Source organism: Microbacterium sp. ISL-59 (genome assembly GCF_018613945.1).
GTDB lineage: Bacteria > Actinomycetota > Actinomycetes > Actinomycetales > Microbacteriaceae > Microbacterium > Microbacterium oxydans_B.
Genome location: NZ_JAGGPG010000002.1, coordinates 1,172,606 through 1,184,711, shown reverse-complemented (window position 1 = coordinate 1,184,711; position 12,106 = coordinate 1,172,606). Strand labels below are relative to the sequence as shown.

Annotated in this window: 10 protein-coding genes; all 10 read right to left on the bottom strand. The window is 68.5% G+C overall.

Features of this window, described 5'->3' with window-relative positions:
- Positions 1 to 6: 6 nt before the first annotated feature.
- Entirely contained in the window at positions 7 to 1,116 is a 1,110-nt protein-coding gene (locus tag J7E45_RS09755; protein ID WP_251053578.1) for a hypothetical protein, read from the bottom strand.
- Complete coding sequence (locus tag J7E45_RS09750) at positions 1,113 to 1,901, bottom strand: hypothetical protein (protein WP_215068847.1); 789 nt, start codon at positions 1,899 to 1,901, stop codon at positions 1,113 to 1,115. The genes J7E45_RS09755 and J7E45_RS09750 overlap by 4 nt, the downstream gene beginning before the upstream one ends.
- A 142-nt stretch (positions 1,902 to 2,043) precedes the next feature.
- Positions 2,044 to 4,587, bottom strand: coding sequence for an RICIN domain-containing protein (locus tag J7E45_RS09745; protein ID WP_215068845.1), 2,544 nt, complete (start codon positions 4,585 to 4,587; stop codon positions 2,044 to 2,046).
- A 200-nt stretch (positions 4,588 to 4,787) separates the two neighbouring features.
- On the bottom strand, positions 4,788 to 6,500 hold the full coding sequence (locus J7E45_RS09740) for a hypothetical protein (RefSeq protein ID WP_215068843.1): 1,713 nt from the start codon (positions 6,498 to 6,500) through the stop codon (positions 4,788 to 4,790).
- Between the two features lie 273 nt (positions 6,501 to 6,773).
- Entirely contained in the window at positions 6,774 to 7,307 is a 534-nt protein-coding gene (locus J7E45_RS09735; protein WP_215068841.1) for a hypothetical protein, read from the bottom strand.
- Entirely contained in the window at positions 7,304 to 8,473 is a 1,170-nt protein-coding gene (locus J7E45_RS09730; protein WP_215068839.1) for a hypothetical protein, read from the bottom strand. Before J7E45_RS09730 ends, J7E45_RS09735 begins: the two co-directional genes overlap by 4 nt.
- A 247-nt stretch (positions 8,474 to 8,720) precedes the next feature.
- On the bottom strand, positions 8,721 to 9,770 hold the full coding sequence (locus tag J7E45_RS09725) for a VWA domain-containing protein (protein ID WP_215068837.1): 1,050 nt from the start codon (positions 9,768 to 9,770) through the stop codon (positions 8,721 to 8,723).
- Complete coding sequence (locus J7E45_RS09720; RefSeq protein ID WP_244175854.1) at positions 9,767 to 10,753, bottom strand: VWA domain-containing protein; 987 nt, start codon at positions 10,751 to 10,753, stop codon at positions 9,767 to 9,769. The genes J7E45_RS09725 and J7E45_RS09720 overlap by 4 nt, the downstream gene beginning before the upstream one ends.
- A complete protein-coding gene (locus J7E45_RS09715; protein ID WP_215068835.1) occupies positions 10,744 to 11,232 on the bottom strand; it encodes a hypothetical protein in 489 nt (162 codons plus the stop codon). The genes J7E45_RS09720 and J7E45_RS09715 overlap by 10 nt, the downstream gene beginning before the upstream one ends.
- Positions 11,219 to 12,106: a DUF58 domain-containing protein gene (locus J7E45_RS09710; protein ID WP_215068833.1), complete on the bottom strand. Its 888-nt coding sequence runs from the start codon at positions 12,104 to 12,106 to the stop codon at positions 11,219 to 11,221. The genes J7E45_RS09715 and J7E45_RS09710 overlap by 14 nt, the downstream gene beginning before the upstream one ends.

The following is a 12,106-nucleotide window of genomic DNA, read 5'->3' as shown; positions in this document are numbered from 1 at the left end:
GGACGGTCACTCGAAGCCGGGGTACTCCTGCAGCTTCGTCTCGAACTCGGCACGGTCGTCTTCGCCGAGCACACCGCTGGCGATCACGACGAGCTGCAGACCCTCGAGCGGTTCTCCGGAGCGGGCGGCCTGCGCTTCGCGCGCGGCGAGGAATCCGCCGTCCTGGTCGTTCGACAGGTCGTAGATGTTGGCGTAGAACCGCATCGGATCGGGGTAGTTCTCGGTGTAGTACTCCCACGTGTGCTGCGTGCGGGGATCGTCGCTGCCGTAGAGCTTCGCGATCATCGACGGGTCGATCCCCGACCCGGTCGGGTCGTTGAAGGAGTAGAGGTTCCACAGCCCGTGCTGCACGACCACGTCGTCGATCGCGGCCATCACCTCTTGCTTGCGCGCGTAGCCCTGCACGGGCTGCTCGGTCGCCCACCCCGCGGAGGTGTACTCGACGAGCATCGATTCGCCGCCGTAGCCGTTGCGTTCGGGGCGCAGATCCTCGTCGCCGACGGCAACCCACGTGTATCCGAATTCCTGGGTGAGCCTCGTCCGGATGTCGGCGAAGAGCTCCTCGGACTGTGCGCGCACCTCTTCCAGAGACTGCTGCCCGAGCGTCTCCTGCGGATCGGTGCCCTTGATGCCGGGGTACGCCTCCGCGTGCTTCTGATCTGCGGTCTTGGCGCCCTCGTAGCTGCCCGCGGCCGAGGTCTGCAGGGCGCTCATGCCGCCGACGGTCGCGACGTTGAACAGGACGGTCACGATCAGCGCGATCGCCCCCAGCTTCCGCGCACGCGGCGAGAACAGGGCGGCGACGACCGTGCCGACCACCACGAGCTGCGCCGTGAGCATCGTGACGCCGTAGAGCACGTCCGTGCCGCCAGCGACCAGCGTGCCGAGCAGGGTCAGCGCGAACAGGACGGCGATGGCGAGGGCGATCCATCCGAGGGCGTTCGCGGGTTGCTTCGGCTCCTCGGGCGTCGGGGTCGCGGGCGGGGCGACGGCGGATTCGCGAGGGGGAGCCGATGCCTGGCGTCGCGCACCGTGATAACCGCCGGGCGGAGGGACGGGAGGTGCCCCTTCGGCCCCGGCGAGGTAGCGGGCCCGCTGCTGCTCGTGATCGCTCACCACGGCTTGTCCGTTCCCGTGCCGCCGGGCTCATCGCCCTGCTGCTGATCCCGCTCCTGCGTGCCCTGTTCGAGCTTGCCCTCGAGTTCGTCGAGTTTGCCCTCGGAGGGCTGCTCGTCTTCACCGGGCTGCTGCTCGGGTTCCTGTGGCTCCTGCTGTTGCTCCTGCTGCTTCTGCTTGAGCCGATCCTCGGTGCCGTCGAGGGTGTCGGACATGTCGCGCTGCGGGTCGGAGGACTGCTGCTGCGCCTCTTCGCTGTGACACTCCTCCGGCGTTTCGACCGTGATGGTCAGTGCCTCGCCGTAGAACTCGGCGGCGGCGGCACCGTCGCCGTCGGCACGCGCGGCGTCGCCCATCCGCTCGACGACGAGCGCGAGGTTGATCCGCACCCCGCATACCTCCAGTCCGGTGGCGAGATCGAGCGCCTCTTCGAGCTCAGCCCTGGCCTCGGGCAGCTGCTCGGCCGCGCCGAGGGCGGTTCCGATGTTGAACGGTGCCTTGTACGGTTCGAACCAGTTGAGGAAGTCCTGTCCGCGCGCCGAGGCTTCGGAGCCTGCGAAGTCGTCGACCACGTACGCGGTGATCGCCTGATGAGCGAACGCGTACATGCTCAGCAGCTTGCCCACGAAGAACAGGGCTGCGAGGGTGAGCGGGATGGTCCCGATCGCGACCCACCGGCGGATGCTGCGCCGGCGACGGTTCGAGCGGAGCAGCGCGGCCGCTGCCTCGTTCGGGAGGGGTGTGCGGTGCGCTTCGGTGACGGGGCGTGTCGAAGCGTGCCTCACGCTCCACCTCCTCGCCAGTCGCGCCCCGTGCTGCGGCAGACGAGCGGTCCTCGAATCGGCACGGGAAGCGCTGAACATCCTATCCAGGGAACAACAGAGCCGACCTCAGGTATCCCCGAGGTCGGCTCCCTGTCCGTGCGCCCTAGCCTGCGGTGGGCAGGGTGAACTGCGAGAACGTCGACGGTGTGGCGGTGCAGTCGTTCTGGATGTAGTTCGCACCGTCTGCGGTGTTGCCGCCGAGCAACGTGAGGCACTGGCCGGAGTGGCTGGCGACGAGCTGGCTGTAACCGTTGCCCAGGTCCTTCAGGCTCCACAGGAGGTGCGCCTGGTCGGAGCAGTCCCACTGCAGCACCTGCGCGTGTCCCGACAGGACCTTGGCGCTCAACGACACGGCGAGGCACGCTCCTGTCGCCACGTTCTTGAGCTGGACCTTTCCGTACGGCTTCGGCACGATGGTCCACTGCTGGGATGCGGCTTTCGTGACGGGCTGCTGGACTGCGGGGGAGGCGGAGCCGGAGACTCCGAGGGCCTTGCCGCTGTCCTTCGCGACCAGCGCGACGGTGCCGGCGGGGCGCAGGAGGAACTTGAGGTTGTCCGCGCCGGTGGTCGCGCCGCAGTCGGTCTGGACGTAGTTCGCGCCGTCTGCGGCGCCGCCACTGAGCGTGAGGCACTTGCCGGAGTGGCCGGCGACGAGCTGCCCGTAGCCGTTGCCGACGTCCGTGAGGCTCCAGAGGAAGTTGGCGGTGTCGGCACAGGCCCACTGCAGCACCTGCGCGTTTCCCGACAAGACCTTGCTCAAGGACACCGCGAGGCAGGCCCCGGTGGCCACGTTCTTCAGTTGGAACTTGCCGTCCGGCTTCGGAACCGTGGTCCACTGCTGTGATGCCGCTCCCGTGACGGGCTGCTGCACCGTGGGGGATGCGGTGCCGGAGACTCCGACGGCCTTGCCGCTGAACTTCGAGACCAGCGCGATGGTGCCGGTCGGCGGCGTCGTCCGGGCGACGCCGCTCGTGGCGGTGTTCCCGGCGGCGTCCTTCGCGACGACCGTGTACTGCGGCAGCGGACCGGTCGGGGCCGCCGTGTCGGTGAGCACGACGTCCGGACGCTTCCACCAGGTCGCATCCGCCGTCGTGGTCGCAACGGGCGTCGAGGTGCCCGACCGGTAGAGCTCGTACGTCAGCGTGAGATCGTCACGATCCCAGTTGGCGGGAATGGTGACGGTGACGCGCTTCGCATCGTCGGTGGTTCGCGTTGCAGAGCCGACCCAGTCGTCGCCGGAGAGGCGCGGCTTGTCCTTCGCTCCGCCGGGAGGCGTGGTCGAGAAGCGGACGATGCCTTCGAATTGGCCGTTGTTGACGGAACGGAACTCGCCGCCGATGGAGATCATGTTCCCGGTTCCGGTGATCGACAGGCCCGCCTGACCCAGTCCCGAGGTCACGCCGACGGCCCAGTCCGGCGACCACGCGTAGGCCGAGGGAGCGGGCGTGCCCGCCCAGTCCTTGTACTTGGGAGCCGCAGGCTGGTGTCCGAGTGTTCCGCGCGCGTCGGCCGTGAAGGCTTCGGAGTAGCGGTGCGTGGTCTTCGGCTGCTCCGGGTGCAGGCCGACAGTCCCGCAGGCGTGGGTGTGGCTCGTGGTGTAGACCACCTTGCCCGTGGAGTAGACGCCGTAGTGGTCCCCGAGGCAGTCGGCGACCCAGCGGATCTTGCCGGTGCCGGCCTCGGCGGCGAACGCGCCTTCCAGGTTGACCGTCTCGCCCACCTCGAAAGCCCAGGCGGTGCCGTAGACACCGGTCGCGTCGGTGGCGAGCCCGAAGATCCCGGCTTGCCCCGCGGAAGTCGCGGTCGCTCCGTTCTTGATCGTCTGGGGGGCCTGCCAGTTCGTGTCCACGACGCCGCTGCCCTTCCAGACCGCGCCGAGACCCCGCATCGCGGTGTTGCCGCTGATCTGCGTGAAGCGTCCGCCGATGATGGTGTCTTTCCCGGCCGGGTCCATGACCATGGCGTCGACCTGCTGGTCGGTCGTGGGTGCCCAGGGCAGGAGGGCGCCGTTCGAGGCTTCGAAGGCGGCGAGGTTCTTGCGTGCGGTGCCGTTGCCCTGCGTGAAGAGCCCGCCGGCGTAGACGCTGGTTCCGGAGGTCGTCAGCGCGTAGACGCCCGTTCCGCCGATGGAGGGCACGAAGCCCGGGACGAGCTCGCCGGTCTTCGCGTCGAGGGCGGCGATGTTCCAGCGGTCTTTGCCGTTGACGGAGTTGAAGGCGCCGCCGATGTAGATGCGGCTGCCGTCGGGCGATGCGGCGACGGCCTTGATGACGCCGTTGACCGTGGGTGCGAAGGGGAGCAGTGCGCCGGTGTCGATGTCGTAGGCGAGCACGTTCGAACGCGCGGTGAGCGCGGTACCTGGTGCGGCCTTCGGTTCGCGGGCGTTGTCGAACTTGCCGACCGCGTAGACGGTGGACCCGATGGTCGTCTGCGCCCAGACGTAGCCGTCGTCGATCTGGACGGTCGGAATCGGGTCTGACGTGACGACGTTGTCGTCACGTTGCAGCAGGGGCGGCAGCGACGGCGAGACTTCCGCCGCCACCGCCGCTCCGCCACCGAACGAGACCAGGCCGCTCACGACCAGGACACCGACGACGGCGCCGATGGCCGCCTTTCGGACGCGCTTCAGCGCAAGGATGTTCCCCATGTGTTGTTCCCCAGTGATTTGATGTCGACCTTCAGGCCGGCATGCCGTCGCCGTGCGTTCCCTCACCGAGACGGCTTCCCCACGAGTCCGCACCCGGTCGGTTCGCAACGACGAACCCCAGTCGGAGCACGATAGCTACCGACATGTAAAATAATAGCATATGGGGTGCGGCCCGTGAAGACGGCCGACATCAGCCTCGGCTAGTTCATTGCCCCCATGGCGATGCCCCCGCTGGTGGCGGTGTTGCCGTCGGCATCCTTCGCCACCACCGTGTACTCCAGCGGAGTGTCGCTCGGCGCTGTCAGGTCGACGAGGGTGATGTCCGGTCGGTTCCACCAGGTTGCATCGGCGGTCGTCGTGGCCACCGGCGTGGGGCTGTCCGAGCGGTGGAGCTCGTACGTCAGCGTCAGGTCGTCGCGATCCCAGTTCGCAGGGATGGTGACGGTGACGCCCTCGGCGCCTTCGGCGTCCGGCGTGACGGTTCCCGTCCAGCTGTCGCCGGAGAGACGCGGCTTGTCCTTGGCTCCTCCCGGAGGTGTCGTCGAGAAGCGGACGATGCCCTCGAACTGGCCGTTGTTGACGGAGCGGAACTCGCCGCCGATGGAGATCATGTTCCCGGTGCCCGTGATGGACAGGCCCGCCTGACCCAGTCCTGAGGTCACGCCGACGGCCCAGTCCGGAGTCCAGTTGTAGGCCGAGGGAGCGGGTGTGCCCACCCAGTCCTTGTAGTTGGGTGCGGCGGGCTGATGACCGAGCGTTCCGCGAGCATCCGCCGTGAAGGCCTCGGAGTAGCGGTGCACGCGCTCGGTCTGCTCAGGGTGCAGGCCCATGGTGCCGCACGAGTGGGTGTGGCTCGTCGTGTAGACGACCTTGCCCGTGGAGTAGACGCCGTAGTGGTCGCCGATGCAGTCCGCGACCCAACGGATCTCACCCGTCCCGGCCTCGGCTGCGAACGTGCCTTCGAGGTTTCCGACTTCGGCGGCCGCATATACCCAGCCGGTGCCGTACACGCCGGTGTCATCGGCTGTGAGGGCGAAGATTCCGGCCTTGCCTGAGGCGGTGCCGCTGTTCGATCCATTCTTGATCGAGTCGGATGCCAGCCAGGCGGTGTCCACTGCGCCGGTGGTCTTGTCGACCGCGCCGAGGCCGCGCATCGTGGTGTCGCCGCTGACCTGCGAGAAGCGTCCGCCGATGATGGTGTCCGCCCCCGCGGGGTCCATCACCATCGCGTCGACCTGCAGATCGGTCGTCGGCGCCCAGGGCAGCAGAACGCCATCGGATGCATCGAACGCGGTGAGGTTCTTCCGTGCCGTGCTGTTGGCCTGCGTGAACAGGCCGCCGGCATAGACGCTGGTGCCCGAGGTCGCCAGGGCGTAGACGCCCGTTCCGCCGATCGAGGGCACGAAGCCGGGGACCAGTTCGCCGGTCTTCGCGTCGAGGGCGGCGATGTTCCACCGGTCTTTGCCGTTGACGGAGTTGAAGGATCCGCCGATGTAGATACGGCTGCCGTCCGGCGACGCAGCGACGGCCTTGATCACCCCGTTGACTGTGGGGGCGAACGGCAGCAGCGCCCCGGTGTCGATGTCGTAGGCGAGCACGTTCGACCGCGCCGTCAGCGCCGTTCCCGGCGCGGCCTTCGGTTCGCGGGCATTGTCGAACTTGCCGACGGCGTACACCGTCGACCCGATCGTCGTCTGCGCCCACATGTAACCGTTGTCGATCTGGACCGTCGGAATCGGATCCGACGTCACGACGTTCTCGTCGCGCTGCAGTAGCGGCGGCGGCGACGACGAGACTTCCGCCGCCACCGCCGCTCCGCCACCGAACGAGACCAGGCCGCTGACGACCAAGACGCCGACGACGGCGCCGAAGGCCGCCTTTCGCGCGCGCTTCAGCGCAGAGTTGTTCCCCATGATGTTGATTCCCCAGTCATCTGACGCCGACCCCAGATCGGCATGACGTCGCCGTGCGCTCCAGACTGGACGGCTTCCCCAGAGGCCGTGCTCAGTCGGTTCGCAACGACGAACCCCCAAGTCGAAGCATGATAGCTATCGACATGTAAAATAATAGCATATCGGATGCCGGTTTGCGAAGCAGGGCGAGATCAGCCCCGTTGCAGACCTGAAATCGATGGCTCTCGTTCACTCCACTCAGGATGCGGAGGCGGGCGGCCGGAGACCCTTCGATCAGTTGGGCTCGATCCAGGTGATGCCGCCGCTGGTGGCGACGTTGCCGTCGGCGTCCTTCGCCGTCACCGTGTACTCCCGTGGCGTATCGTCGGTCGCTGTCTCGTCCACGAGGGTGACGAGCGGTCGGTTCCACCAGGTCGCGTCGGCCGTCGTCGTGGCCACCGGCGTCGCGCTGTCGGAGCGGTGGAGCTCGTAGGTCAGCGTCAGGTCATCACGATCCCAGTTGGAGGGGAGGGTGGCGGTGGCGCCGGTGGAACCGTCGGCGTTCCGCTCGACACTTCCTGTCCAGTCGTCGCCGGAGAGACGCGGCTTGTCCTTCGCTCCTCCCGGAGGCGTGGTGGAGAAGCGGACGATGCCCTCGAACTGCCCGTTGTTGACGGAGCGGAACTCACCTCCGATGGAGATCATGTTCCCGGTGCCCGTGATGGACAGACCGGCCTGACCCATACCCGTGGTCTGGCCCACGCCCCAGTCCGGGGTCCAGGCGTACGCGGATGGTGCCGGGGTTCCTGCCCAATCCCTGTAGTTCACGTTGGGTTGGTGTCCCAGCGTTCCCCGGGTATCGGCAGTGAAGGCTTCGGAGTAGCGGTGCGTCGTCTGCCGCTGTTCGGGGTGCAGGCCCACGGTCTCGCAGGCGTGGGTGTGGCTCGTCGTGTAGACGACCTCGCCGGTGGAATAGACGCCGTAGTGGTCGCCGAGGCAGTCGGCGATCCAGCGGATCTTGCCGCTGCCGGCTTCGGCGGCGAAGCCCCTTCCAGGTTGGTCGGCTGTACCGCTCCGTAAGACCAGGTGGTGCCGTAGACGCCCGTCGCGTCGGTGGCGAGACCGAAGACTCCCGTTTGCCCCGCGGAACGCGTGATCCGGACCTTGTTGATCGCGGACGGCGTCTGCCAGGCGGTGTCCACTGTGCCGGTGGTCTTGTCGACCGCTCCGAGGCCGCGCAGTGCGGTGTTGCCGCTGATCTGCGAGAAGCGTCCGCCGATGATCGTGTTCGCCCCGGCCGGGTCCATCACCATGGCGTCGACCTGCTGGTCGGTCTGCGGCGCCCACGGCAGGAGGGTGCCGGTCGCGGTGTCGAATGCGGTCAGGTTCTTCCGTGCGGTGCTGTTGGCCTGGGTGAACAGGCCGCCGGCATAGACGCTCGTCCCGGAGGTCGTGAGGGCGTAGACGCCCGTTCCGCCGATGGAGGGCACGAAGCCGGGGACCAGTTCGCCGGTCTTCGCGTCGAGGGCGGCGATGTTCCACCGGTCTTTGCCGTTGACGGAGTTGAAGGATCCGCCGATGTAGATGCGGCTGCCGTCGGGTGATGCAGCGACGGACTTGATCACGCCGTTGACCGTGGGTGCGAACGGCAGCAGTGCGCCGGTGTCGATGTCGTAGGCGAGCACGTTCGAACGCGCCGTGAGTGCCGTGCCCGGTGCGGCCTTCGGTTCGCGCGCGTTGTCGAACTTGCCGACGGCGTAGACCGTGGACCCGATGGTCGTCTGCGCCCAGACGTAGCCGTCGTCGATCTGGACGGTCGGAATCGGATCCGACGTGACGACGTTCTCGTCGCGTTGCAGCAGTGGAGGCGGTGAGGTCTCTGCCGCCATCGCTGCTCCGCCACCGGATGAGACCAGGCCGGCGGCGACCAGGGCCCCGACGGCGGCGCCGATGGCCGCTTTCCGGGCGCGCTTCAGCGCAAAGATGTTCCCCATGTATTCGTTCCCCAGAGATAGATGCCGGCCCTTCAGGCCGACATGACATCGCCGCGCGTTCCCACCGAGTCGGCTTCCCCACGAGCCTGCGACACGGTCGATCCGCGACGACGAACCTATGCCCGGACAGGTAGCCCGTGGCAGGTAAAACGATACGGACCGGAGGGCGGGAGCGCCACGGATCCCGCACCTTCATACCGGATCGCGCACGGCCCCGGTGGTCGCGTCGAGCGTGAGGCGATCGGTGCTACTGCCCGGAGCCGCCGGGATGCCGCTGCCGCGTCGGGCGCAGCTGCCGGAGCTTCGCGATGAGCATCGTCGCGCGCGTGAGCTCGATGCCCAGGATGAGGAGGATGATCAGCGCCGCGACCCAGTACAGCTCCGTCACGTTGCCGACCTCGCCCGACTCGGCGTAGTTGGTCGTGGTGGCCGGCGCCTCCGGCAGCACGGGGGCGGCCTCTGCGGTCCGATGCTCGTACTCCACGCCGAGCTGGTCGGCGATGGCCTCCAGGTTCGTCTCGTCGATCACCGAGAGCGCATCTGCCCCCTCGTACTGGATGTACTCGGCGCCGCCCTCGGAGAGCCCGCCCGTCGTGATGCGCATCGGCCCGCCCTCCGCCGTGCCGTAGCCGAACACGGCCCCTGCGTCGGTGTACTTCGCGCTCGAGCTGAACGACTCGGGCTCGCTGTCGACCGTCTGCTCGCCGTCGCCGAAGTAGAACACCATCCGCGAGCGGTCGGGTGACGACTCCGCGGCCGAGGTGAGGGTCTCGGTCAGCAGTGGCGCCGCGATGCCGATCGAGCTGCCTCGCGACTGACTCGTCACCTCGGGACGCAGCACCTCCAGCGATCCCATGAGCGCCGTGGTGTCGGTGGTCAGTGGCATCCGCAGTTCGGCCGCTGCATCCGAGGTGATGAGGGCGAAGCGCGCTCCCGGGTACTCCTCGACCAGCGCGCGCACGTCTTCGCGGATGCCGTCGAGTCGCGGTTCGCCGTCGCCCCAGTCCTCGGCCACGATGCTCGCCGTCGTGTCGACGACGAGCACGATGTCGGTGTCGGTCGCGAGCGTTTGCGTCGCGCCTCCCGGGATGCCGGGGCGCAGCAGCAGCGCGGCGCACGCGAGCACCAGCACCAGGCGCATCGCCCACAGTGCGCGGTGTCCGGCGACCGTGCGCGCGTCGGCGGGCGTCCCTCCGGCAGACCGCGGCGGTCGCACCAGGACCCAGATCGCGAGTGCGGCGATCGGGGCGATCAGCAGCAGGATCAGCAGCGGGTTCAGCACGGGCTGGAAGATCACAGTCGCACCCTCCACAGCACCACGACGAAGCCGAGGAGACAGACCGAGAGCACCGCGATCCAGAGATTCGGTGCGTCGGTCCAGACCACCTGCGCCTCGCCGCGCAGCTCGGTCGCCTCCTGCTCCTGCACCTGCTCGACGATGTCGGAGACCGTCGTCGTGTCGCGCAGGCCGAACGCGGCCCCGCCGGTGGCCTCAGCCGCGGCGGTGAGCTCCGCGCTGACGTCGGCATCCTTGCCCTGCACCGGGTTCAGGGCGAACACCCGCACCTCCTTCGAGGCCGCATACGCCGCCGCCTCGTCGAGCGTGACGATGGAGGCGCCGTTGACCTCGTTGTCGGTCGCGAAGATCACCGACCGCGAACGGTCGTCACCCGGACGGTCGAACCCCATCGTGCAGGCGGCGAGGCCGTCTCCGATCAGGGAGGCGCCGTCGCCGTTGAGGGTGCCGACCCAGTGTTCGGGGATCTGGTCGACGTAGTCGAAGCTCCGGGTCATGCTCTCCAGGTGCTCGCGGATGAAGTCGTAATCGTCGGTCAGCGGGAAGATCTGCACCGGGGAGCTGTTGAAGATCGTCAGCCCGATCCGCTCGCCCTCGAAGTCGTCGAGCAGCTCTTCGAAGACCGTCAGCACCTCGACGTCGACCTCGGACATCGAGCCGGAGACGTCGAGGCACAGCATGATGTCGCGGCTCGTGTTGACCGGCTGGATGGTCTGGGCCGACATCGGTCGAGCGGCCACGACGCCCGCCACGATCGCCGTCACCGCGCCCAGGGCCAGAATGCCCGACAGCGCGAGAGCCCGCCGCGCCAGCGCACGACGGAACGTCGGCAGTGCGCGCAGTCGTTCGGCGCGAGCGACGCGCGCCGTGTCGCCGCCGCGACCGCCTCCGCTCCGCCGCAGCCCGAGGATCAGGCCGACCGTGACGGCGACCAGGACGACGGCGACCGCGGCGACCAGCATCCACACGTTCGCTAGTGCCACGCCCGCACCACCGTTCGTGCCGCCTCGGCGCCCGCGATCGGATCGATGGCCGGCCCCGGACGGAAGATGCTGGGGTAGTAGTGCCTGCCCATGGCGTCGATCAGGGCAGGATGCACGCCCCGCGCCACGAGGTCGTCGAGCGCGAGCACCGGGGCCTCGAGGCCGCTGTACTCGTTCACGAAGGTGCGGACGACGCGGCTCAGCTCGAGGTTCGCTTGCCGGGCACTGAGTCGGCTCTCGCGGTACTCGTTCTCGATCTGCTGGATGCGACCCATGTACTCGGTGCGCAGCTGCGACAGCACGTCGATGATCAGTGGCGGGTGCCCGGCCGCATCATCCACGGGGAGCGTGCGCCGCGGCCGCGTGAGCACGATGAGCAGCCATGCGCCGAGCACCAGGAGAATCAGGATGCCGATCGCGAGCAGCATCCATCCCCAGCCGTACTGCGCCGGCGGGTAGAGCTCTTCAGAGCCGGGCATTCGACCTCCGGTTCAGCAGCTGCAGCAGCTGCACGACGGCGTCGTCCTGCCCGTCGAGAGAGGAGTGGCTGATCTCGAGGCGGGTGAGGAGCTCATCCCGGCGCGCCGCGTCGGCATCGTGCTGCGCGGTCAGCTCCTGCACGATGGCGCGGTCGCCCTGCACGAAGTCCGGCACCTGCCAGCGGCTGTCCGCATCGCTGCGGATGCGTCCGGTGGCGTGATCCAGCACCGGGTCGGCGTCGCGCAGGGTGAGCCAGAGCACGTCGTGCTGCACGCGCAGGCGGCGCAGCATCCGCTCGGTCTCGCTCGTCACGGGGGCCTCGTCGGTGATGACGACCACGATCATCCGGCGCGAGATCGTGCGGGTCACGAACGAGAGCAGGGCGTCGCGGTCGCTGGGCGCCGAACTCTCGTCGATCGCCCGGTCGATCGTGCGCAGGGCGTGTTCGAGCGCGCCCTCACTGCGGCCGGGCGCGAGACGCCGCACCTTCGCCGCGTCGCCGTAGACGGTACTGAAGTCGTCGCCGTGGCGCAGCGTGAGCACGCCGAGCGCCCCCGTCGCGAGGATCGCCAGCTCCTTCTTCGATCGCTCGTCGGCGGCGAGGGCCGACATCGAGCGGCCCGTGTCGACCACGAACAGCACCGTGTGCATGCGGGTCGCGCGGGAGCGTTTGACGAGCGGGGTGCCCAGCCGCGCGGTCGCCCGCCAGTCGATGTCGCGTACCTGATCGCCGTACTCGTACTTGCGCAGGTCTTCGAAGTCGAGGCTGCGCCCGTGCAGGAGCGACGCGTAGGCGCCGTCGAGCGCGTGCAGCGACTTGCGCGTCGAGTGGATGAAGAGCTTGCTCTTCACCTGCGTGATCAGGCTGGCCAT

Excerpts from the sequence above, each read along its gene's own strand:
- J7E45_RS09745 (WP_215068845.1), bottom strand. The coding sequence starts at position 4,587 with ATGGGGAACATCCTTGCGCTGAAGCGCGTCCGAAAGGCGGCCATCGGC.
- J7E45_RS09740 (WP_215068843.1), bottom strand. The coding sequence starts at position 6,500 with ATGGGGAACAACTCTGCGCTGAAGCGCGCGCGAAAGGCGGCCTTCGGC.
- J7E45_RS09730 (WP_215068839.1), bottom strand. The coding sequence starts at position 8,473 with ATGGGGAACATCTTTGCGCTGAAGCGCGCCCGGAAAGCGGCCATCGGC.
- J7E45_RS09715 (WP_215068835.1), bottom strand. The coding sequence starts at position 11,232 with ATGCCCGGCTCTGAAGAGCTCTACCCGCCGGCGCAGTACGGCTGGGGA.
- J7E45_RS09710 (WP_215068833.1), bottom strand. The coding sequence starts at position 12,106 with ATGGCCAGCCTGATCACGCAGGTGAAGAGCAAGCTCTTCATCCACTCG.